The following is a 22,717-nucleotide window of genomic DNA, read 5'->3' as shown; positions in this document are numbered from 1 at the left end:
TATGGCAGGCGGAATAATCGGATCATTAATGTACTCCGTGGGGTTCAAGTTTAACAGCAAGGGTTTGAATGATGCAGATAAGAAAGTCGGAAAGCTCACGAAAACGGTTGTTGGACTTGGAGCTGCGGCTGGCGTTGCAATGGTCGGTATTGCGGCAGCTGGTTTAAAAGCAGGCTCTAATTTTGAAACAGCAATGAAGCAAGTCCAGGGAGCTACTGGGAAAACAGCTGAACAGATGGAAGATACTCGGGATATTGCCAAGGATCTTTATTCCAAAAACTTCGGTGAGGATTGGAACGATTTAGGGGCTGCCATTGCTAATGTACAGCAGGTTACCGGGCAGACCGGGGTTGAGTTGGAGAATACTACACGAAACGCTATTCTAATGCGGGATCAGTTCGGGTTTGAAATACCGGAATCCATTAAATCTGTGGATACCATGATGAAACAGTTTGGCATAACCTCTGAGGAATCTTATAACCTGCTTGCTCAAGGTGCGCAGCGGGGGCTTGATAAATCAGGTGAGCTGGTGGATTCTGCGAATGAGTATGCCAACCAATTTAAATCGTTAGGCTTTACCGCTGACGAAATGTTTGATGTCTTCGCCGCTGGATCTGCGGAAGGTGTTTTTCAAGTTGATAAGGTGGGGGATGCGGTCAAAGAGTTTAACATCCGTTCCAAGGATGGCAGTAAAACATCTTCTGATGCATTTACAGCTTTGGGACTTAATGCAGAAGCCATGATGCAAGTCTTTGCTAAGGGTGGTCCAGACTCGAAGCAGGCATTCAGTGATATCGTATCCATGATATCAGATATCGAGGACCCCGTAGCCAGGAATAATATAGGCGTTGCGCTCATGGGTTCACAGTTTGAAGACCTTGAGGTTAATGTCATATCGGCAATGGGGGCTGCAACGCGGTCGTTTGATAAGACGAAAAAGACCATGGATGATTTGAACCGAATCAAGTTTGAAAAGCCTGGAGAAGCGATGAAAATGTTTGGTCGTCAGATCGAGGTCGGCATACTGATTCCTGTTGGACAAAAGTTGTTACCGTATTTAAACCGATTCGGTCAATGGCTGTCTGACCATAAGCCGCAGATCGAGGCGGTGGGCAATGCAATTGGTGACGGTCTTGGTGCAGCAATCAATATGGTAAGCGGCTGGATTCAGGCGGCAATGCCTTATCTACAACAATTTGGAACACAAGCATTGCAGGTGTTTGGGTACCTGATTGATAAGGGGAAAGAATTGTGGACCTCTATCCAGCCGGTGGCCGTGATGATTGGGGAGACCTTGTTAAATGCCGCAATTCAATTATGGCCACATATCCAGCAAATCGGTTCATCAATTGCTGATGCAGCTAAAGCATTCTACGATTGGGAAGGATTTGCACCGGTGGTGAGCGGAATTGTCGCGGCACTGGTCACATATAAGGCAGTCGTGGGCACGATAACAGTCGCAACCAAGATTGCGGCAGCAGCGACCAAAGCATGGACTGCAATTCAGAAGGCTTTTAGTATAGTCATGGCTGCCAATCCTATTGGCATAATTATCGCCGCCCTAGTGGGTTTAGGCGTGGCGCTGGTAGTCGCTTATAAAAAATCAGATAAGTTCCGGGCGTTTATTGACGGGATGTGGTCTGGAATCAAGACGGCTACCATGGCGGTACTGAATTTTTTCAAAATTACGGTTCCCCAGACCTTCATGACAGCTTTTAATGCAGTGACTGGATTTTTGAAGACTTGGGGAGTAACGATCCTGGTTGTGATTGGAGGCCCCATTGCATGGATCGTTGCCTTGGTCGTTAAATACTGGGATGAAATTAAGGCAGTGACATTTGCAGTGTTCAGCGCAATTGGTAGCTGGTTATCATCCATATGGAGCAGTATCAGTAGTACTGTTTCTGGAGCTGCAAACGCCGTTTGGAATGCGATCACCGGTGCTTGGAATAGTGTTTTATCTACTACGTCAAACCTGATGACACAGGTATGGAATAAGATAACAAGCATTTGGGATTCAATTGTAAATGGAATTAAGACAGCAGGGACAAATGTTTGGAATGCCGTGACCACGATATGGGGGAAGGTAACTAGTTTTTTCGATGGAATTAACCTTATGGACACAGGCAAAAAAATTATTCAGGGTTTGATCGACGGAATTAGTAATATGGCGGACACTCTTATGATCAAGGTCAAAGGGATTGCAGATAACATCAAAGGATTTTTTGGGTTTAAAACTTCTGCGAGTGTGTCCGTTTCCACCGAAACTAATGGTTCCGTGGCGGTTGATGGTAGTCATGCAAACGGGCTTGCAAACGTACCGTTTGACGGATATATTGGCGAACTACACAAGGGCGAACGCGTTCTAACCGCCGAAGAAAACAAAGACTACAACAGGGAATACACGCCGGATTCGGCTCCTGCCCGGACAAGCAATAATCAAAAGGGCAGCATCCCAGCACCAATAATCAACATTACGGTGCAAGGTAATGCGGATACAAATACGGTTCAGGAGATCGGAAGCGTTGTAGATCAAAAACTGCAAGACTTTTTAGAAGCAGCAGCCCGGATCATGGGGGTGGAGATCGTTGGCGCTAATTGATGGTAAGTATATCACTGTAGAGTCTGAATCTCCGTCCTTTCCAGTGACTGTTACTGAGCAGCCAGTGGAAAAGGGGATTACCCTCATCGACCATGTGCAGCCCCAGGCTCGGATGTTGTCTTTATCTGGTGTGATCGTCGGACCCGAAGCAGCGAAGATCCGAGCCTATATCATTGGGGCTAAGGATAAGGGTCAGATTATCAACTATATTGGTCGTAACCAGTTCAAGGGCTTAATCACTGATTTCTCTACCGGGCATGAATATACCATTGCGGATGGCTTCACATTTTCCATGGAGCTGCGAGAGATAAGGATTGCAACGTCTTCGTATGTTGACACTCTCCCAGCACCTATAAAGACACAAGCTGCCAAAATCGTCAATTCTGGAACGAAACAGACCAAGGAGAAATCTAGTAGTAAAAATAAGAAAACAACAACTACAAAGACTAAAACTAAAACAACCACCACTAAGAAAAAAGAAAAAGAGAAAGAAAAGGTTCAAAAGGTTAAGTTTAAGGAAGGTAGTAAGTGGAGGGAATAATATGAAGATTATCGAGATCGAGAAGGAAAACATTCCATATCGGTTTGATATATCCATCGCTGATGAAATCTTTACTTTCGAAGTTCATTATAATTCGGATTATGATTTCTTCACAGTGGATCTTGAAGGTGGTGGCGAACAACTAGTATTTGGAGAAAAGCTTATCTATGGTTTACCACTTTTTTATGACGTTCAGGATAACCGATTCCCCAAGTTACTTATCGTACCCTGGGATGAATCGGGAAATAGCACAGCAGTATCTTGGGAGACGCTTGAGGCAAGCGTCTTTTTGTATGTTATGGATAAGGATGAGGATAATGGCGAGTAGAAATTTCGGGCGGGTTGCGGAGATTATGACTGCCAATATGAAATTCATGCTTGATAAATACACGATGGAAGGGTCTGTGCCTTTTGACAATGACGCGCTACCGAACGAGTCGGAGTTGCGGTTGTGGAATCTGGCACAGACCACTATCAATAACATCAAGCGTAACGCTGTAATCATGGTTAATGCAGGCTACAGTGGAGATATTGGACTTATCCTACATGGTCGTATTTCATCGGTCAGAACCAAGTGGGAGGGCGTGGACAAGATCACTACCATTAATGTCCTAGACAGCGAAGACCTGAGCAAACGCGAGGTTACAGAGATTGCCTTTGCTAAAGGCACCCTTGCCAGTGCGATCATTAAGCAAATGGCAGGATACATTGGCTTGCCGGTGGCACAAATGACACTTAATCAAGATTACAGATATCAAGATGGGTATACGGCAAAAGGAAAGGTAACGGATATCATTACAGAGGTTTGTAAAGATTGTGGAACTTCATGTTTTATTAATCAGAGTAAGTTATATGTTCGAAATCTCCGCAGCGGTGCTGACGGAGTCTTTGCCTTGTCACCAGATACCGGTTTGATCGGCAGCCCGGAGTATTTTGAAGACAACGGCATCCAGGGCTTTAAGATACAGGCTCAACTACAGCGCCGTTTAACCACAGTATCGGTCATTAACTTAACCTGTCGTGAGTGGTCAGGCAAGTTACATGTCCGCAGCGGTAGTCATAGGTTTTCGAATACCGGCGACTTTATCACAGAAGTGGAGGCGATTATGTGAATAAGACAGACCCAGCTGGAGCGCTGGCCCGTATGCTGGGCGGGCATGGAGCAAAGCAAGCTGACAATATCAACGTGGCTTTGCCGTGCAAGGTAATAACCTTTGACCCTGTGACGCTTACAGCCTCCGTGCAGCCTTTGCTCAAACTGTCCGCCGCTGCTCCTGCTCAAATCATGTCCGTACCCGTTAGCGGGCAGAAATTTAAATTTGAATTGGATATCGGTAACGGTCTCCGGGAGTTTGAAACGATCATGCGCCCAGCACTGGAACCGGGAGACACTGTCTTTGTCGTTTGCGCAGATGCTGAGATTAGAAAAACACTAACTGGTCGCGTGGCTGCGCCAGACTCTGTCAGGCGGCATAGTCGTATGGATGCCGTAATTGTGGGGGTGATGCCGTGTTCACTTTAAAGATTGACGATACCGGTGATATTGAGCTGAAATCTGGACACCTACAAATGGTTTCGGGTCAGGATGAAATCGCTCAATCCTGCCGGATTATCCTGGGCATAAACAAGGGCGAATGGTTTCTTAACCCAGAACTAGGCATTGATCATTCTAAATTTCTAGGCAAAGGTGTATCTGAGGATGAAATGCGAGATGAAATCATGTCAGGGCTTCTGCAAGAACCTCGGGTGCAAACAGTGGAATCCATTGATATAGAGATCGACCGTGCCAATCGGAGTCTAGTGATTTCATTTGTTGCGATTTCGAAAGAGGGTCAAGTCATAACGGCTGAGGGGGTGGAGATCGGTGGATGAACAAGGATTTAAGCGTCTACGCTTTGTAGACTTTTTGGACGAAATGACTGATAAAGCAAAATCAGCGTTTGGCGACGAGGTGGACACCTCAGAAAATTCACCACTTGGAATGATCCTGCGCTTGTTCGCTTGGCATCTAGGCAAGGAAGATGAAAGATTAGAGGATGTCTACAACTCAGCTTCTCTCAACGCATCCACGGGGGCAAACCTTTATAAACTTGGGGGTAATGATGGGTTGTCTATTTATAGTGAAGAATTTGCAAGTGGGCAGTTAACGGTAATGGGTACACCGGGTTATGTGTTGCAGGCTGGATTTTTGGGTGCTACAGATTCCGGGGTGCGTTTTGAGACCATGGAGGATCTCACGCTCTCTGCAACTGGAAACGGGATAGTTGAAATTATGGCGATGGAAATGGGGAGTGCAGGTAATGTAGAAGCTCACAAAATAACCGTTATTATCAATCCTAATCCAGATGTGTTCAGCATTACCAATGTCACACCTACCAAGGATGGGCGGGACCGCGAGACTGATTTAGCTTTTCGGGAACGCATTTTGCAACGGAAGCAAAATCCTGGTACGAGTGGCAATAAAGCGGACTATCTTCGCTGGAGCCGGGAAGTTCCAGGTGTGGGGGCGGCAAGAGTGTTTCCGCTGTGGGCAGGTCCTAAAACAGTAAAGGTTGTCATCGCAGATGCTGAAAAATTGCCCGCCTCTGCTAACTTGGTTGCCGAGGTTCAGGCATATATTGACCCGGACCCTGGGCTAGGAGAGGGGCAAGCGCCTATTGGTGCTGTGGTAACAGTTTCCGCCGCCGTTGCTAAAACGATTAACATTGCTGCTAAGGTTGCTCTAGTTTCCGGTTATGCACTACAGGATGTCATTGAAGCGTTTCGCCTTAAGGTTGAGGACTGGCGAAAGAAAGCTGCGTTTGAAGTTTCCTATATCAGTCAGGCAGTGCTTGGTGCGCTGCTACTTGGAACGGATGGGGTGCTTGATTATTCATCTCTGACTTTGAACGGCAGCGGAGCAAATATTGCACTGACTGATGAAGAAGTGCCACTTCTTGGTACTGTAAATCTGGGGGTGTGATATGTCCTATCCAAACGACATTGATGTTTTTAACGAGAAGCTGAATAAGAATCAAACCGGGAAGAGTTACGTGATCGAGGAACGTCTGTCGATTGTAGGCGGTGTCTACGATGGTCCACTACGGCACGATAATATCAATAACCAAACGATCCGGGTATTTGCCGGTTCCCGGTTTACAGGAGAAGAAATAAAAAACTATAGTATATCATTCCCTGATGCTACGCCATGGCGCCGGTTAATCAAGATTTTCACCTCTTTGTCTGAAGTTTACGTAACTTACGAAACACCAGGTGACACGGTAGAGGCTGATGATATTAATGCGCTACAAAGTGCAGTAACAGCCACACAAACAGAGGTAGAGCGGTATAAATCGAGTGGACTTATAGACGGCGGTTCATTTACGAGAGGGGTATAAGATGGCACAGACGATACAAATAAAACGTGGTACCAAAGCTCAACTTAGCACTTACGGTGCATTACTCATTGGCGAAATGGGCTTTTGTACAGACACAAAAGAAATATATATCGGAGACGGTACAACGAACTCAATGGTTGGTAGAGCTTTATCAGGTGCAGAGGCTTCGCGTCCGGTGGCCGCATCGGTCGGACGTCTGTTTTATGTCACGAGCGGAGCCAATAGCGGATATCTTTACTTTGATGATGGGACCACTTGGAGGCGTGTGAATGCTCAAGCACTCAGTGATTTAACGGGGTCGCTTGATAATATAGCGGATGGTGCTACTTATGCAAAGGTATTAAAGGCTGATGTCAGTGCGGGTCATATCAATAAGGTGTCAGATGGCACGAATACTAAAACTGCTGCTGAAATCAAAAATCATATTGATGATGCAATTAAACACCGAGTCATTAATGATAGTGGGATTGCTATTACGGACTTATGGTCTGCCCAAAAAATCAAGAATGAGATTGAGTTAGCCAAGCATAATATCGAGCCGCAGGCGTCAGTTAAAGATCAGCATTTGACCACCCCGCCGGCAAGTCCCGTAGAAGCCGACCGTTATATTATTCCAGCATCAGCGACAGGGGCATGGGCAGGTAAGACAAACCAGATAGCAGAGTATCAGTCTGGAGCCTGGGCTTACTATACGCCTGCTGTCGGTTGGACTGCTTACGTTGACAATGAACAAAAAATCTATAGTTGGAACGGTACGGCTTGGGTTCGGACAGGTGGCGCCTTACAGACAATTACAGCGGGTAACGGTCTAACCGGTGGAGGGCAGTCTGACAGTGTTACATTGACGGTTGGAGCCGGGAACGGGGTTGTTGTGGATTCTACAACCGTTGCAGCCAAGGCAGGCAAAGGTATTGTTGTGAATGCGACAGGGATCGAGGCTAATATTGATAGTTCCAGCATTGTCTACGATACAGCTAATGGTAATAAACTTACGGTGGCTACGATTGATGGCGGTACGTTCTAGGAGGTGAGGCAATGGCTAGAAAAGTAATGATTCAGATCCGACGAGGTCTAGAAAGTGCTATCGGCACACTAGCTGTCGGCGAGCTTGGCTATTGTACTGATACAAGCAAGTTATATATTGGTGGGACTACCGGTAATGTCTTACTGGTGGCTGCTCAAAGCTCAGGGGATATGCTTAAAAGTATCTATGATACAAACAATGACGGTAAAGTGGACTATGCTGCCAATGCTGATGCTGTTCCGTGGTCTGGCGTTTCAGGCAAACCAGCAACATATCCACCATCATCCCATACACACAGCGAATATATGCCTAAAGGTCCGATTTCATGGAACCAGATTAAGGGGGTATAGTGTATGGCCTATGGAGAATCTCAATATGGCACATTACTATTTTCAGACCAGTCGGAAGATGAAGATTCTTCGGTCGTTCCGATTCCTGATATAAGTAAATCCTTACCTGATATTTATCATAAATCTCAGAACGGAAATCTCAAAAAGCTACTGGATATCCTGGCAGAACAAATTGCAATTCTCAATAATCGAACGGAGGACATAAGGGCGCAAAACATTGTGGATATGTCCACATGGAGTCTGAGCCGTTGGGAGCAAGAGCTAGGTTTATCCGTTGACACCTCTAAATCATTCGATACCAGAAGGGAAATGATTAAGGCAAAGTTGCGAGGAATAGGGACAACCACTCCCCAAATGATCCAACGGACAGCCTCCGCATTTTCTGGCGGTGATGTATCAGTAGAAGAAGTTCCAAATGAGTATAAATTTATCGTTCGCTTTATCGGTGTTTTGGGCATACCGCCTAACATGACTGGTCTGATTCAGATTCTAGAAGAGATCAAACCTGCTCATTTGGCTTATGAATTTGCCTACACCTATACGTTTTGGGAGTCGGTTAAATCTCTGCTATGGTCCTCAGCTGCAAACAAAACATGGAATGAATTAAGAACCTACGGATAGGAGAGAGAAAATGAAAAATACAGGAAATTTAGGTCTGAAAAAGCCAGAAGGCACAGATTTGGTTGATATTGACGATCTCAACTATAATGCTGACATAATAGATACTGCTATTAATAACAAGGTTGATAAGGTCACAGGTAAACAGTTATCTACCAATGATTACACAGCAGCCGAGAAAACAAAGCTGGCGGGTATCGCAACAGGAGCAACGAACTATACTCACCCGGCAACTCACCCACCATCTATAATCGCGCAAGATGCAAGTAATCGATTTGTAACTGATGCTGAAAAGACAACATGGAATGGAAAAGCACCGAATACTCTTGTTTCAGCAGCACCGCAAAGTGACGGGTTGATGCGGGCAACTGACAAAATAAAGCTCGACGGAATCGCCACAGGAGCAAATAACTATGTTCATCCAGCAAATCATCCAGCAACTATGATTACTGAGGATGCTACTCATAGATTTGCGACTGACACAGAAAAATCTAACTGGAACAGTAAACCCAATTTAGCTACTACACCGCAACAAACAACAGCAGACATAACTTACTATGTCCGTACAGACGGGAATGACAGTAATACTGGGCTGGCGAATACTGCGGGTGGGGCCTTCAAGACAATCGGGAAAGCTATTAGCGTAATCCCACAGATGTTGAATCACGCAGCTGTCATAAATATTGCAAACGGAACTTATGCAGAAACCGTTTCTATTTATGGATTCAGCGGGAAGGGATCAATTACATTTAATCCGAGCACATCTGCCATTAACGATTCTTTGATGATTAACAATATGATTGTTACAAGATGTTCCATTCCCATTGTTGTTAATGGTATCAAGGCTATATCAACTTCGACCGATGCGTTTTCGGTTTGGGAGAGTATTAACGTGCAATTCCTCTATTGTAAGTCAGATTCGACAGCTCTGAATAGAGTGGGAATATTGGGGAATTGCTCAAAAGTATATATATATGAGTGCATTTTATCTAATAAAAATTACGGAATATATGGAGGATTAAACGCCGATGTATTCAGTTTTAGTAACTCAGGAACGGGAAACACTGTTGCTACTTATGCCGCTGAAGGCGGTCGAGTTTCTAGGATCGGCAGAGCTCCTGCCGGAACATTATCTACAGAGGTTGGAAACAGTGGTTTAATCGTTTCTACTGGAGTTATTAACCCATGGGGAGATAATACAATGTATTCTCGTAGTGTTATGAGGGCCTCTATGGGTAGTGCAGCAACTATTGCACCGAATGCTTTCTCAAAGTTGGCGTTTAATGTAATGCATCAAGATTTTTCAAATGAATTTAATACAACTTTAAATAGATTCACAGCGAAAAAAACCGGTTGGTATTTGGTTTCTGGCTCTGTTAGTCTTGGTCCAATCGCTCCGGGGAATGCTATAAGTCTGAGTGTTTTTGTTAATGGGAACAGGGAAATGGATATCGGATCATTTTCTCCTAGTGGTGTTGCCGGTCCAGGTACAGCAACTCAGGGCGCGACCTGCTTATACTTACCTGCCGGCGCCTTTGTAGAACTGTTCTGTTACCCCAGCGTAACAGTAACAACTTATGCTGGCTCAGCACATACCCACTTCACAGTTACACAGATAGCATAAGGAGGCGACATAATGAATATTGCAGATGCTATTATTTTCATTTATCCAGAGGCGATACCTTTACGAGATTTTGTTATTCAAAACAACGGACCTGAGCCTGTATTACGTCCGGGGGCAGAAGTAAAAGGGCGTGTTCTATATGAGATCAAGCAGCCAGAAAAAGAAGAGCAGACTGTTGAGGGAGTGCACTACCGTTACGGTATAGACTACAATCTGCTTACCGAGGGCGAGGATTACGACCTGCTTGAGAGAGGCCCACATATTGCAATGTGGAATCTGAACGCGCCACAACCGACTGAAGCCGAACTTCAAGCAGCTTGGACAGCCTACCAGGAAGCCGAAGCTAATAAACCGCCCGAATTGACGGAAACTGAGCAACTACGCGCTGATAACGCAGCTTTATTACTGGAGCTAGTGCAGACGCAGGCTAGGCAAGATCAAGCTGAACAAGATCAGGCAGCCTTACTGCTGAGCCTCGTGGAAGGAGGTGTGCTATAAATGAACTGGTACGCACTGGTTAAGCGATACTTTGACGCAGGGTTGTATACGGGAGAGCAGTTACAGGTATTTGTTACCGCCAAAAAGATAACAGCTAAACAAGCAGAAGAGATTACAGCCAACGCCGAATAGTAGGCGTTTTTATTTTGCCCTCGGATCTCCGAGGGCTTTCATTTTGGGGAGATAGATGGGGGGAGGGGCAATCGTGACAGAAATGGATGTACTTAAATATTTTTTAACGCAAGGTCCATTCGCGGTGTTATTCGTTTGGCTGCTGATCTACGTAATGCGCGCGAATAAAGAGAGGGAAGGACGATTGCAGGATTTACTTGGTAAGTTTTCTGAAAAATACGATGTAATCATCGTGGAGCTGCGTGAAATGAAAGAGCGATTTCCACACAGAAATTAATAATATTGAGAGGATGAATTGATATGGAATGGAATGTAGTTGCGAATTTTATTAAACCGGAATTATTACTTATTGTTGCTGTATGTTGGGTGATTGGCTTTTGCTTAAAACAAACTCCGAGAGTACCAGATTGGACAATCATTTATCTGGTCACATTGGCCGCGATCATCATTGTATGTCTTACTCTTGGCTTTAATGTAGATAGTTTTGTACAAGGCATCTTGTGCGGAGCTGTGGCTGTATATGGTAATCAGTTGCTTAAGCAGGCAAAAAAGGGGGTTGATGAGTAATGCAAATCTTTCAGAAGGGAAATAAGCACACAAATTGTAGCGGTCGAGGTGGTCATATACCGTTTGCTATTGTAAATCATATAAGTGGCGGTACGATGAGTTCTATGGATAGTTGGTTTCAATCTTCTGGTAATTTAGTTAGTAGCGCTCATTTTGGCGTTTCTAAATTGGGGGAGATCCACCAATACGTTGATATAACAAAAATGGCTTGGTGTAACGGAATCACAGTCGATTCAATTCCCAAAGCCAAGGCGGCAATCGTCAAGGAACAAGCACCAACGAATCCTAATAAGTACACTATCAGTATCGAGCATGAGGGTATGGATGGTAGTTTGACAGAGGCGCAGTTTGCTGCCTCCGTATGGCTACATAAATTTATTAGTGATGAAGTAAAAAGGCTCTACGGTAAAGCTATCATCTTGGACGAGAAACATGTGATAGGTCATTTTCAAATTGATCCGGTGCGAAAGCCTTATTGTCCCGGTGCGAAATTTCCATGGAGTCGGTTGTATACTGCTCTAAAAACTAAGGAGGCGGAAGATGTGAGGGTGGATAAGGCTAGCACTGTAGTAAATGGGGAAAAACTGAATGAAGGTTGTTTTCTGATCGAGGGGCGTACTTACGTACCGTTGGCAGCCATCGGCAAAGCGTTGGGTGCAGTAGTATCTTTTGATAATGAAACTAAAACAGCTACTATCACTACCAAAAAGTAAATATCTAACGATTAGAGATACGAAAAAGCCTCACTAACCTATATAAGGTCAGTGGGGCTTTTTTTATTATAAGGATTAACGGCGTCCACTGGCTTTAATTAGTGCTGCAATCGAGAGGACCAATGCAGCAACAATTACTATCCAGGTAATCATGTTCAGCATATACCTTCCTCCTTTAAAGGGACCGTAGCCCTTCGTTACTTAAAAAATATCATCGACACTGATGGTGACTGTTCAAGATCAAGAAGTTCTTCCTCAGTCACCCAAATTTCATTTGATCCACCAAAACTCCAGAGAACTATAGCTAATCTTGCCATTTCCTTTTTTCCTCCTGTATATGCCCGCCGACTAATTGTATCGTTCAAACCGTTTATGTTATGATTGGGTGGAGAGCAAGGGGTGCAACCCTCACTCTCCGGGAACCTATTTACGTTTGCGTGGTCCGCGGCGTTTTTTGGTTCCTTTCTTTTTGTCCTTTAGCAGCAGCGTTGCGGTAATGAGTTGAATGATTGCTGTAAGGAGCGTAACCCAATCTTTCATGTGCCTTGTTCACCTCCTTTCTTATCTTAATTATATACTGGTACCAGTATATTGTCAACATATTTCTATACTGGTAACAGTATATTTTTTGTGGTATCCTATAGCAAAGGGGTGATAACCTATGGAACAGCAAGGTAAGGCATCAACACGCGCAAAGGATAAGTACAACGCCGCAAATTATGATCAAGTGAAACTTTGGGTTAAGAAAGGTGACAGGGAAAAGATTGACGCTGTCGCTAAACAACTTGATAAGAGTCGCAACGCCTTCATTTTGGAAGCGATAGAAGAAAAGATATCAAGAGAATGTACAGAGCCGCCACAGGAGTAGTCCTGAACGGCTCTTTTTTGTCATAAAAAACCATTGATTAAAAAACCAATAAGCACATACAATACAAACAAGTGTTCTTATTTTGGGGGCGTTAATTATGTTAAGCGATACACCGCGTAAGCTTTTATTGATCATTACTCATTACTCACGACATTTTGGTCGTCTCCCTTCATTGCCTGAGTTAGAACGATTGAGTGGACGAATGCCAGTTGATATCCGAAATGGGTTGAAAGAGTTGACGGAGGAAAACTACATCGAATGGAATCCAAATACGCCACCTGAAATGGCCTGCATTATCTCTGGTTGGGAAAGAGATAATCCATCACACCGAGATCCAGAAGAGGCACAAAAGGTTAAAAATGTAGCTAGCAGCACTGACTATTGGCTGTATTATTAGGGGGATATGTATGCAGAGAAAAAAACTAGAAGGTAATGGTCTGTGGGAAAGTAGTCGAATGATTATGCCAGAACACAAAATCAGGATACTTGACGATGCCCTAAACGAAGAGACTCGTAAAAAGCCCGAATTAGACCCTCAAGCCTTAACTGAAATCTCAGAGGTATTAGCGCAATCGTTAGAGGATTGTAGTCCGATCACACTTAAATTGTTCGGGGAATATGAAGACAGATCCATCCATGGAATAGTTATGAGGGTTGACCGTCTGCTGGGTCAGATTAAGTTTCGTCATGATGATGATTGGGAATGGATTAAAATAGAGGATGTTGTAGGTGCTAATACATAGTAAATTCCCAAGCGCTTACGAATTTAAAAACCCCGCCTTTTGATTGGCGGGGTTTAGCTATGTAAAGATGATAAGAATCACAATCAATAGAGCAAAGGCAATACCTATAAACTTAAATATAGTAAGATTCTTTTTTCGATTTTCAATTTGTTTTGGTGTCATTTCATCCACATTTAGTGTCGGGTTACTACGACTAGAATGTGACGATTTCCCTCCACCAATTTTTTTAGAGTATGAAAGCCCGGTTCCAGGAAGGGATACTGTAGCCCTTTTCCCACTAGGACCGGCACTAACTCGCGCACCTTTTACACCGGCGCTAATTCCAACGCCCTTTTTACCTAGGTTCAACTTTACACCGCCACCAAGATTTATAGACTTTCTAAATCTGAACGATCCCATATTAATCACTCCAACAAGGAAATTTATTCCTATTGTATAATACATTAAGGAATGATGATATATAAGTTATCATTGTTAGTGTTTGCACTCGAAATGTGGGTTGGTTTATTTTTAACGTAGCACATGAAAGAAATAACTAAAAAATCACAATATTAATGAAAGTACGCGAAACTAAACGGCAGTTTATTAATAGTTAAGATAATAAAGAACCGTATATAGTGTATTAATGAAAGGTTGCGCAGGTAAGCGAAAGTATATAATATATAGGTACAGTATAGTACAGATCGGAGCATGGGGGTGTAACAGTTGGAAGGTCAAGGCGATGCGATTACTAAACACGAGCAACTGCTGCAGCATATTGAAGGTCTTAAGGTAGGCACCAAAATATCTGTTCGCAAGCTCGCCAAAGAAATGCTAGTCAGCGAAGGGACTGCTTACCGTGCAGTGAAGGAAGCTGAGAATCTCGGGATAGTCATCACGAAGGAACGGATTGGTACAGTTCGTGTAGAAAAGAAACCTCGGAACATTTCAGAACAGCTGACGTTTGGCGATGTAGTTGATATTGTTGAAGGGCATGTGCTCGGCGGAGCAAGTGGACTAAATAAACATCTGCATAAATACGTGATCGGGGCGATGAAGGTCGATGCGATGATCCGTTATATAGATGCTGACAGTCTGTTGATTGTAGGTAACCGTGATGATGTTCACTCTCTAGCGCTGGAGCAGGGTGCGGGGGTTCTGGTGACAGGGGGCTTTGGGACGAGCCGTGAAGTGAAGGCCTTGGCAGACGAGCTGGATCTTCCCATTATTTCTTCGAGACATGACACGTTTACCGTCGCTTCAATGATTAACCGTGCTATTTTTGATAGATTGATTAAGAAAAAAATTATGCTGGTAGAGGATATTATCGACAGCAAACCGCGCCTGAATACGTTAAAAATCTCTAGTACCGTCGGCGAGCTACGACAGGTTTCTGAGGAAACTGGAGAGCAGCGCTTTCCCGTTACGGATGAATGGAACCGAGTCATCGGCATTATCGGTCGCCGCGATGTAGAGGAATTGACGGAAGGCCAGATCATTGAAAAAGCGATGATCCGCAGTCCGGTTACGGCTGCACTGCAAACCTCACTAGCCTCCGCGGCCCAGATCATGATGTGGGAAGGCGTGGATTTTCTGCCCATAGTGGACCGTAACCGTAAACTGGTAGGCTCCCTAACCCGTAAAGAAGTGCTGCAAAGCTTACGCGATGTCCGGAATCAACCTCAGCTGGGAGAGACTTTTGATCATCTCATTTGGAATGGTTTTGCGGATGAGCGGGACGAAGAGGGACGATTGTTCTTCCATGGCTTTATTACGCCGCAGATGGCCACGGATCTTGGGACGATTTCTGAAGGAATATTGTCTACGCTTATGACGCTCTCGGCATTTAAAGCAGCTAAGGACATCACAGGAAATGATTATGTACTAGATAATATGTCCACTTATTTTATCCGACCGGTACAGATCGAACATGCGATCATTGTAATGCCGAGACTGCTCGAAATCAGCCGCCGTACCTGTAAGCTTGAAATTGAGATCAGCCACTCGGATACTCTGGTAGCCAAAGCTGTTCTGATGCTGCAATCCATTGATCATGGCTAAAAATGGTTTGCTAGCTGGATAGCATACGGTAAATAGGATCGTATACATGCTAAATAGACTGCCCTCATCATTGAAAGAGAGGGGAGTCTATTTTATTCTTTCTATTCCGTCAGAACAGCAGCTAAGCTTTCGACTAGTGTTGTTCCTGGCTACGGCTGCGACTACGGCTGTAAAAACTATAGCTGCGTAGCCCCGAGAAGATGTTGAACGCACCAATCAGCAGAAAGGCAGCTTCAACAATGATATTAACGGTAGAGCCGCGAAACAAAAACATGGATATCAAGGACAGCGTTACGAGCATAGCACCGAGCATCACATTCATGACGGAGCGTTTCAGCCCTTTATCTTGGGGATTTAAGGCACGGCGGGAGGATATGCTGAACACAGCGGCACCGATTACAAAGATCACCAGCAGGATAAACAATAAATACTTGATAAATAAAACCATGGACAGCCAGCTCCTTTATCGTGTCTTGCAGTAGCCAAGAAGTAATTTCCACGTCTGTCCATTATTGTATCACACGATGGCTGTCAGCTGCGCTTAAAAGGACTGATTTCTACCCAGATTTGCAGGACGCCTTCCATGACGAGCATGGTTCGGATTTTGACAGAGTATTCCTTGTCACGCACAATGTATAGCTTGCCATCCAACAGCAGTCTAACCAGTTTGCTGTCTGTATCAATATCGAACATGCTGCGGCCGCGCATCGGTTCCAGATCTGAGCCCATTTGGCTTATGATTAATTTTACAGTTACGGGGTCAAGTGGGGTATCTTCTTTGGATTTGCTTTCCTCCGATCGAATTTTGATTTCTCTGATCACGGTTGAGGTATTATTGTATTTTTTGAGTGTCTGAATATCTTTTTGATATTGCTCGATCTGTACACGCAGATCTTGATTATGCAGCCATAATACGTTATATCCTACATGGTAAATAGCATTGTATATGACAGCTCCTACGACGATCCCTAGCATGAATATAGCGGAGATCTGGGTGAATCTGCGAAAACGACTGAATGGTGGAACTCTCACTGGCGTTACCCCCTGCCGCACACCCATTTTACTAGCTCACTGCCCATATGGGCTCCTAGAAAAGCGAAGGCAAGATACATGATTTGTTTGATGGCGGGGGAGAGGTTGCCTCCAATCATGTTGCTTTCAATGACCCGTAAGGGGTCCATAGTACCTCCTACAGCGGCTGCTAGTGCCCATATTTTAATCCGATCTGCCACATCCAGCATCGTTTGCGTCGGCGGTTGCAGGGATACAACGGCGCCGATTCCGCCGAGCATAGCTCCGCCAAGCACGATGCCGAAGGCGATAAAGAAGTCGAGGATAGCTTTGCTCATAAAAATGCTCATACAGGCCCCTTCCCGGACGAGGCATTTACAAGCTTTGCCTGTCCTTATGCTCTTAATCCATTCTATGGGCGGGTCCCCCTTTAATATGATAAAATAGTTTCATCTTATGTTTGATTTTTGCAGTAGAGAGGAAGTGGGGTTATGAGCCCTTTCGTGCATTTGCATGTGCACAGCGAATACAGTTTACTGGACGGGGCGGCGCGCATTACCGATCTCGTGCGCCGGGCCGGCGAATACGGCATGAAGTCGCTGGCGCTTACGGATCATGGAGTGATGTACGGGGCCATCCCCTTTTATAAAGCGTGTAAAGAGAATGGAATCAAGCCGATTATTGGCTGTGAAGCTTATTTAACCGCGGGTTCACGCCGTGAGCGGGGCAGTCGAAAAGATCAACCGATCTACCACTTGATTCTGCTCGTCAAGAATGAAACCGGCTACAAGAACCTGATGAAGCTGATCTCTATCGGCCATCTGGAAGGCCATCATTATAAACCACGAATTGATATGGAAGTGCTGGCAGCTCATTCAGAGGGGATTATCTGCCTAAGTGCTTGTCTGGGCGGAGAAGTGCCGCAGCATCTGATGCATGGACGTGATGAGGAGGCGCGCAAGGCTGCGCTGCGATATAAGGCGATTTTTGGCGAAGATTTCTATCTGGAGCTGCAAGACCACGGGATCTCCGAGCAAAAGAGAGTCAATCCCAAGCTGATCGCCCTTGCCGAGGACTGTGAAATTCCACTTGTGGTGACGAATGATGTCCATTATTTAGCGAAGGAAGATGCTGAGGTTCAGGATGTGCTGATCTGCATCGGAACAGGCAAAACGGTGGATGATGAGGAACGTCTCAAGATCGGAACAGATCAGCTGTTTCTAAAAAGCAGCGAGCAAATGGCGGCATTGTTTCCGCATGTGCCGCAGGCTATCGCCAATACCTTATTGATCGCAGAAAAATGTAATTTGGAGCTGACCTTTGGCAATCATATTCTGCCTGCCTATTCTCCGCTCCCTGAAGGCATGGATTCCGCTGCTTATTTGCGTGAGCTGTGCTGGAAGGGGATGGAGGAACGATATATAGATACACCGCAATGGACTACACCTGAGCAAAGAGAGACGGCTGAGAAGCGTCTCACCTATGAGCTGGGCGTTATCGAGAGTATGGGCTTCAGCGATTATTTTCTAATTGTGTGGGATTTTATTGCTTATTGTCATCGTCAGGGAATTGCTACGGGACCCGGACGGGGATCTTCCGCGGGTAGTCTCACCGCATACTCTTTGCGAATCACCGATGTGGACCCATTGAAATATAACTTGCTCTTTGAACGTTTTCTAAATCCAGAACGGATCACCATGCCGGATATTGATATCGATTTTAGCGATGAACGGCGTGATGAGGTTATTGGTTATGTAGTGGAGAAATACGGCAAAGAACATGTGGCGCAAATTATTACTTTCGGAACTATGGCTGCACGGGCTGCCGTTCGTGATGTAGGCAGGGTGCTGAACTTGCCTTATAACGAGGTAGACAAAGCTGCCAAGCTTATACCTGGTCAACTAGGGATCAGCCTTGCCAGAGCGCTGGAGAGTACACCAGATCTTAAAGCACTGTATGATAGCAATCCAAAGATTAAAGGGTTGCTGGATATGGCTATGAAGGTGGAGGGCATGCCCCGCCATGCTTCGACACATGCTGCTGGGGTTGTTATCTCGAAAGGTCCGTTGACCGATGCAGTCCCACTTCAGGAAGGTAACGAAAGTACGGCGTTAACCCAATACTCTATGGAGCATTTGGAGAGTGTCGGGCTGTTGAAAATGGATTTTCTGGGTTTGCGCACGTTGTCGATTATCGAACGCTGCATGAATTCGATTAAAGAAATGAGCGGAAGTGTTCCGGATTTCCGTGTCATCCCAGATCATGATCCAGCTACGTATGAAATGCTTGGGGCTGGTGAGACAACAGGGGTCTTCCAGCTGGAGTCGGCGGGCGTTAGACGAGTACTTAAAGATCTGAAGCCTAACGGCTTTGAAGATATTGTATCGGTTCTAGCGCTGTATCGTCCCGGTCCGATGGAATTTATCCCGAAATATATAGCAGGCAAACACGGTGAGATTGAAGTAGAGTATCCACATTCTGATTTGAAGGCTATTTTAGCGGACACCTATGGGATCATTGTGTATCAGGAACAGATCATGCAGATTGCTTCTCTGATGGCGGGCTTCTCGTTAGGAGAAGCGGATCTGCTCCGTCGAGCGGTCTCAAAGAAAAAACGTGAGACGCTGGATAAGGAACGGAGCCATTTTGTTCAAGGCAGCTTGCAGCAGGGGTATAATGAAACGGATGCAAATGCTGTTTATGACATGATCGTGCGCTTTGCTGATTACGGCTTCCCGCGTGCTCATGCCGCGGCTTATGGAGTACTGGCTTTCCAGACAGCCTATCTCAAGGCACATTATCCGGTGCAGTTTATGGCGTCTATGTTGACCGCTGTAATGGGCACTCACCGCAAGGTAGCGGAGTATGTGCTGGACTGCCGCCGCACAGGCATCGGCGTGTTGCCGCCGGATGTGAACGAGAGCGGCGTATTGTTTACTCCGGTTCCTGGCGAAGGAACCGGAACCGGGCATATCCGCTTTGGACTCGCAGCCATTAAGAACGTCGGCACGCTGGCAGTGGAGAACATTATGGCGGTCCGCAAGGAGCGGCCGTTCGACAGTCTGCTAGATTTCTGTCGACGTGTGGACCTGCGGGTCTGTAATAAGCGGGTAGTGGAATCTTTGCTGCAGGCGGGAGCTTTTGACTGTCTGCCGGGTCATCGCGCCCAGCTGCTGGCTATGCTGGACGAGACGGTTGACGCTGCGCTGAAATGGCGCAAGGAGCGGGATGAACTGCAAATCCAGCTGTTCGACGATTTGGTGGAGACACCGAACTGGGAAATCCGCTATCCGGATATCCCTAAGTTCACCATTGGCCAGCAGCTGGAGATGGAACGTGAGCTGCTGGGGTTATATCTTTCGGGCCATCCGCTTGATGATAGCGCGGAACTGCTTGAGGAGCCCGGCATGCAGCGGCTGATGGATCTTGGTGAAGCCGCGGATGAGAGCCAGACGGTTACGGCCGGAATGGTAGTATCCGTTAAGGAAATTACGACGAAGCAAGGAAAATCGATGGCCTTCGTCGAATGGGAAGATCAGATCGAGCGCTGCGAGGTCGTGCTCTTCCCTGAGGTGTGGAAGCGAAGCCGCAGCTTGATTGCCAAGGGCGCGCTGCTGGCCTTGCGCGCTAAGGTTCAGCAGGAAGACGAAGGCTTCAAGCTGCTGGCCGAGGAAGTGGCGCTGCTGTCTGCGGAGGCTCTCCGCGGGCTGTTGCAGCGCCGCAGTGCCGCCGCGTCCCGCTCGTACAGCGCGGGACGCTCGGCCTCGGCAGGAGCGCCGCCACGCGGCGCAGCTCCTGCTTCCCGGACCAGCGGTGCCGCCACTGGTCCGGCTGCCAGGCCAGCAGGCGGCACAACGCCGCCTGCAACACCTGCACAGGCCGCGCCAGCAACAGCGGCGACCTCAGGCCAGCGTGTCTTTATCAAGATCACACCGGCCTCAGAGAATGCAGCGTTGCTGTCGCGCCTGAAAGAGCTGCTGCAGAATCATCCCGGTCCAGCTGCGACGCTTCTGTTCTATGAACAGGATCAGAAGCTCCTAGCTCTTAGCGATAATTATCGAATTAAGCCGTCCGAGGAACTTTTCGCGGCGATCGAGGTTATGCTGGGTGCAGGTACGGTAAGAATAAAATAAGAACAATTCTCCCCTTTTCCGCATACATTAGGAAACCACAGGGCACATCCCTGTACGGAAAGGGGAGTCGCAGCATGTCCTATCAAATGGCAGTAGATCTGTTGGAACGCAGAGGTGTATCACTTTCCTCCATTGCTGAAATCGTATATATTTTACAATCGGTTTATTATCCTGGTTTAACCAAGGATGAATGTCTGTCCAGCGTCAAGTCTGTTTTGGGCAAAAGAGAAGTGCAGTATACTTTAATGACAGGTGTTGCTCTTGATGAATTAGCCGAGAAAAAACTGCTTCCACAGCCGCTGCAGGCGGTAATGGAGGCTGATGAATCCCTCTACGGAGCGGACGAGACTCTGGCACTTGGTATTACAGGGGTATATGGGATGATCGGACTGACAGGTTTTGGGTATTTGGACAAAATAAAGCTTGGAATCATTGGTGAACTGAACGATGATAAAGGTAGGATTCATGTATTCTTGGATGACCTTGTTGCCGGCATTGCTGCCGCCGCTTCCGCCAGAATTGCTCATCGGCATGAAGGGGCAAAAGTATATCCTTTAGGCACGGACAAGGAATAATTGAGCCCCTTTATTTCGTTTGAACAAGTTCCTCAGTCTTGCTTCCTATGCCCTACTCCTGTTGCGGGAAAAAAGAAAACTGTGTTATCATAATTCCATTATACGGGATACGGCTGGGAATTAAGATTGGGGAGGCCTTGCAGGGCATGTGGACGGTAATATATATCGCGCCGACCGCCAGAGTGGCGGATATGATTAAGAGTAAGCTGACAGAAGAAGGTTTTTTGGTAGAATGCCGTCCAATCAATATGTCCAAGCAGCAGTTTGAGATATTGGTTCCTTCAGGTGAGCTGGAGGAAGTACAGGAAGTCCTTAATCTTATTCTGCATCCCTGAGTTTCTTACAAGACAAAAGTCATGACAGCGGCAAGCTGCATAACGCAAATAAACGGCTGAAGAGGTGCGGGTGTGTTCAAAGATTTATTTCAGAAGAAACGGAAGTACGCGACTATTCCTTCAGAACGTCTGGAGCGGAGCGGCGGGCCTGCGGAAGGCGAACGCCCCAAACGTGAAATCCCTGAAGGATTAATGAGCAAATGTAATAAATGCGGAACGATCCAGTATAGTAAGGAATTAGAGAAGAACCTAAAGGTATGTCCTAATTGTGGTCACCACTTGCGCCTAAATGCTGTGGAGCGCATTGCAATGACATTAGACCCTGAGGGCTTTATTGAGTTTGACAGTGAAATGTATTCTATCGACCCGCTGAAATTTCCGGGTTACGCTTCCAAAGTGGAGCAACAGCAGCTGAAATCTGGACAAACTGAAGCCGTAATTACGGGTCAGGGTTCCATTGGTGGCCATCCAGTCATCGTAGCTGTGATGAATTTTGAATTTTTCTCAGGCAGCATGGGCTCTGTAGTAGGGGAGAAGATCACCCGTGCGATAGAAGAGGCCACAGAGCAACAGCTTCCACTCCTTATTTTCTCTACTTCAGGTGGAGCGAGAATGCAGGAGAGTATTCTTAGTCTAATGCAAATGGCGAAGACCAGCGCTGCGCTGGCTCGTTTTAACGAGGTTGGAGGTCTTTACATCTCGATAATTACGGATCCTACTACCGGTGGAGTATCTGCGAGTTTTGCCAGCCTTGGTGATATAATTATTGCAGAGCCTGGAGCGGTATTTGGTTTCGCAGGACGTATAGTCATTGAGCAGACCATTCGCCAGAAGCTTCCGGATGATTTCCAGACCGCTGAATTTAATCTTCAGCATGGGTTGCTTGATATGGTCGTGCACCGCAAAGAAATGCGCGCTACATTGACTAAAATTTTGGAGCTGCATGACGTGAAAGGGGGATTTTAG

At 46.0% G+C, this 22,717-nt stretch carries 29 protein-coding genes; 25 read left to right on the top strand and 4 right to left on the bottom strand.

The window, feature by feature from the left end:
- The first annotated feature begins 1 nt into the window (after window position 1).
- The 20 genes from MHH63_RS18760 to MHH63_RS18665 all read left to right on the top strand — a co-directional run bounded on the left by MHH63_RS18760 (window position 2) and on the right by MHH63_RS18665 (window position 13,657).
- Window positions 2–2,602 carry a phage tail tape measure protein gene (locus tag MHH63_RS18760; RefSeq protein ID WP_341171919.1) on the top strand — a complete coding sequence of 867 codons (2,601 nt, stop codon included), beginning with the start codon at window positions 2–4 and terminating at the stop codon, window positions 2,600–2,602.
- Window positions 2,589–3,143: a phage baseplate protein gene (locus MHH63_RS18755; RefSeq protein ID WP_341171918.1), complete on the top strand. Its 555-nt coding sequence runs from the start codon at window positions 2,589–2,591 to the stop codon at window positions 3,141–3,143. The genes MHH63_RS18760 and MHH63_RS18755 overlap by 14 nt, the downstream gene beginning before the upstream one ends.
- 1 nt (window position 3,144) lies before the next feature.
- The gene (locus MHH63_RS18750; protein WP_341171917.1) at window positions 3,145–3,471 is read left to right on the top strand and encodes a phage baseplate plug family protein; all 327 of its coding nucleotides are present in this window, start codon (window positions 3,145–3,147) and stop codon (window positions 3,469–3,471) included.
- Complete coding sequence (locus MHH63_RS18745) at window positions 3,461–4,255, top strand: phage protein (RefSeq protein ID WP_341171916.1); 795 nt, start codon at window positions 3,461–3,463, stop codon at window positions 4,253–4,255. Before MHH63_RS18750 ends, MHH63_RS18745 begins: the two co-directional genes overlap by 11 nt.
- Window positions 4,252–4,665: a Gp138 family membrane-puncturing spike protein gene (locus MHH63_RS18740; RefSeq protein WP_036681206.1), complete on the top strand. Its 414-nt coding sequence runs from the start codon at window positions 4,252–4,254 to the stop codon at window positions 4,663–4,665. Before MHH63_RS18745 ends, MHH63_RS18740 begins: the two co-directional genes overlap by 4 nt.
- Window positions 4,653–5,015 carry a DUF2634 domain-containing protein gene (locus MHH63_RS18735; protein ID WP_341171915.1) on the top strand — a complete coding sequence of 121 codons (363 nt, stop codon included), beginning with the start codon at window positions 4,653–4,655 and terminating at the stop codon, window positions 5,013–5,015. Before MHH63_RS18740 ends, MHH63_RS18735 begins: the two co-directional genes overlap by 13 nt.
- Window positions 5,008–6,105: a baseplate J/gp47 family protein gene (locus MHH63_RS18730; RefSeq protein ID WP_341171914.1), complete on the top strand. Its 1,098-nt coding sequence runs from the start codon at window positions 5,008–5,010 to the stop codon at window positions 6,103–6,105. Before MHH63_RS18735 ends, MHH63_RS18730 begins: the two co-directional genes overlap by 8 nt.
- 1 nt (window position 6,106) lies before the next feature.
- A complete protein-coding gene (locus MHH63_RS18725; protein ID WP_076098427.1) occupies window positions 6,107–6,520 on the top strand; it encodes a phosphoglucomutase in 414 nt (137 codons plus the stop codon).
- 1 nt (window position 6,521) lies between these two features.
- Entirely contained in the window at window positions 6,522–7,544 is a 1,023-nt protein-coding gene (locus MHH63_RS18720) for a DUF2793 domain-containing protein (RefSeq protein WP_341171913.1), read from the top strand.
- Window positions 7,545–7,555: 11 nt separating this feature from the next.
- Window positions 7,556–7,894 (top strand): hyaluronate lyase N-terminal domain-containing protein, encoded by a 339-nt coding sequence (locus MHH63_RS18715; protein ID WP_341171912.1) that lies wholly within the window; start codon window positions 7,556–7,558, stop codon window positions 7,892–7,894.
- A 3-nt stretch (window positions 7,895–7,897) separates the two neighbouring features.
- Complete coding sequence (locus MHH63_RS18710) at window positions 7,898–8,515, top strand: putative phage tail protein (RefSeq protein ID WP_341171911.1); 618 nt, start codon at window positions 7,898–7,900, stop codon at window positions 8,513–8,515.
- Window positions 8,516–8,525: 10 nt separating this feature from the next.
- A complete protein-coding gene (locus tag MHH63_RS18705) occupies window positions 8,526–10,136 on the top strand; it encodes a hypothetical protein (protein WP_341171910.1) in 1,611 nt (536 codons plus the stop codon).
- A 12-nt stretch (window positions 10,137–10,148) separates the two neighbouring features.
- The gene (locus tag MHH63_RS18700; protein ID WP_341171909.1) at window positions 10,149–10,634 is read left to right on the top strand and encodes an XkdW family protein; all 486 of its coding nucleotides are present in this window, start codon (window positions 10,149–10,151) and stop codon (window positions 10,632–10,634) included.
- Entirely contained in the window at window positions 10,635–10,766 is a 132-nt protein-coding gene (locus tag MHH63_RS18695) for an XkdX family protein (protein ID WP_081382347.1), read from the top strand.
- A gap of 55 nt (window positions 10,767–10,821) precedes the next feature.
- Window positions 10,822–11,043, top strand: coding sequence for a BhlA/UviB family holin-like peptide (locus MHH63_RS18690; protein ID WP_051491604.1), 222 nt, complete (start codon window positions 10,822–10,824; stop codon window positions 11,041–11,043).
- Between the two features lie 23 nt (window positions 11,044–11,066).
- Window positions 11,067–11,333: a phage holin family protein gene (locus tag MHH63_RS18685; protein ID WP_036689199.1), complete on the top strand. Its 267-nt coding sequence runs from the start codon at window positions 11,067–11,069 to the stop codon at window positions 11,331–11,333.
- On the top strand, window positions 11,333–12,046 hold the full coding sequence (locus tag MHH63_RS18680; protein WP_341171908.1) for an N-acetylmuramoyl-L-alanine amidase: 714 nt from the start codon (window positions 11,333–11,335) through the stop codon (window positions 12,044–12,046). Before MHH63_RS18685 ends, MHH63_RS18680 begins: the two co-directional genes overlap by 1 nt.
- A gap of 661 nt (window positions 12,047–12,707) precedes the next feature.
- Window positions 12,708–12,914 carry a transcriptional regulator gene (locus MHH63_RS18675; RefSeq protein ID WP_341120822.1) on the top strand — a complete coding sequence of 69 codons (207 nt, stop codon included), beginning with the start codon at window positions 12,708–12,710 and terminating at the stop codon, window positions 12,912–12,914.
- A 97-nt stretch (window positions 12,915–13,011) separates the two neighbouring features.
- Window positions 13,012–13,311, top strand: coding sequence for a hypothetical protein (locus tag MHH63_RS18670; protein WP_341171907.1), 300 nt, complete (start codon window positions 13,012–13,014; stop codon window positions 13,309–13,311).
- 64 nt (window positions 13,312–13,375) lie between these two features.
- Entirely contained in the window at window positions 13,376–13,657 is a 282-nt protein-coding gene (locus MHH63_RS18665; protein WP_341171906.1) for a YolD-like family protein, read from the top strand.
- 57 nt (window positions 13,658–13,714) lie between these two features.
- On the opposite strand, the gene MHH63_RS28625 is transcribed toward MHH63_RS18665, so the two are convergent.
- Window positions 13,715–14,056: a DUF4236 domain-containing protein gene (locus MHH63_RS28625; RefSeq protein ID WP_445321761.1), complete on the bottom strand. Its 342-nt coding sequence runs from the start codon at window positions 14,054–14,056 to the stop codon at window positions 13,715–13,717.
- Between the two features lie 306 nt (window positions 14,057–14,362).
- Between MHH63_RS28625 and MHH63_RS18655 the strand changes: the two genes are divergently transcribed.
- Window positions 14,363–15,697 (top strand): DRTGG domain-containing protein, encoded by a 1,335-nt coding sequence (locus MHH63_RS18655; protein ID WP_076124897.1) that lies wholly within the window; start codon window positions 14,363–14,365, stop codon window positions 15,695–15,697.
- Window positions 15,698–15,830: 133 nt separating this feature from the next.
- Here MHH63_RS18655 and MHH63_RS18650 read toward each other — a convergent pair whose 3' ends face one another.
- The 3 genes from MHH63_RS18650 to MHH63_RS18640 all read right to left on the bottom strand — a co-directional run bounded on the left by MHH63_RS18650 (window position 15,831) and on the right by MHH63_RS18640 (window position 17,058).
- Window positions 15,831–16,145 (bottom strand): YtpI family protein, encoded by a 315-nt coding sequence (locus MHH63_RS18650; protein ID WP_076124899.1) that lies wholly within the window; start codon window positions 16,143–16,145, stop codon window positions 15,831–15,833.
- Window positions 16,146–16,228: 83 nt separating this feature from the next.
- The gene (locus tag MHH63_RS18645; RefSeq protein WP_038569663.1) at window positions 16,229–16,729 is read right to left on the bottom strand and encodes a DUF4044 domain-containing protein; all 501 of its coding nucleotides are present in this window, start codon (window positions 16,727–16,729) and stop codon (window positions 16,229–16,231) included.
- Window positions 16,730–16,734: 5 nt separating this feature from the next.
- Window positions 16,735–17,058, bottom strand: a complete 324-nt coding sequence (locus MHH63_RS18640) for a YtrH family sporulation protein (RefSeq protein ID WP_036678886.1) — start codon at window positions 17,056–17,058, stop codon at window positions 16,735–16,737.
- 141 nt (window positions 17,059–17,199) lie between these two features.
- On the opposite strand from MHH63_RS18640, the gene MHH63_RS18635 reads away from it, so the two are divergent.
- The 4 genes from MHH63_RS18635 (at window position 17,200) to accD (ending at window position 22,717) form a co-directional block, all read left to right on the top strand.
- Complete coding sequence (locus tag MHH63_RS18635) at window positions 17,200–20,841, top strand: DNA polymerase III subunit alpha (RefSeq protein ID WP_339190330.1); 3,642 nt, start codon at window positions 17,200–17,202, stop codon at window positions 20,839–20,841.
- A gap of 74 nt (window positions 20,842–20,915) precedes the next feature.
- Window positions 20,916–21,416, top strand: a complete 501-nt coding sequence (locus tag MHH63_RS18630; protein ID WP_036678892.1) for a phosphatidylglycerophosphatase A family protein — start codon at window positions 20,916–20,918, stop codon at window positions 21,414–21,416.
- A gap of 146 nt (window positions 21,417–21,562) precedes the next feature.
- Window positions 21,563–21,751: a hypothetical protein gene (locus MHH63_RS18625; RefSeq protein ID WP_036678895.1), complete on the top strand. Its 189-nt coding sequence runs from the start codon at window positions 21,563–21,565 to the stop codon at window positions 21,749–21,751.
- Between the two features lie 72 nt (window positions 21,752–21,823).
- Window positions 21,824–22,717, top strand: a complete 894-nt coding sequence (accD, locus tag MHH63_RS18620; protein WP_076124903.1) for an acetyl-CoA carboxylase, carboxyltransferase subunit beta — start codon at window positions 21,824–21,826, stop codon at window positions 22,715–22,717.

This window comes from Paenibacillus sp. FSL H3-0310 (assembly GCF_038002785.1).
Lineage (GTDB): Bacteria > Bacillota > Bacilli > Paenibacillales > Paenibacillaceae > Paenibacillus_AQ > Paenibacillus_AQ odorifer.
The sequence above is the reverse complement of the archived record's forward strand: the minus strand, read 5'-3'. Positions and strand labels throughout refer to the sequence as shown.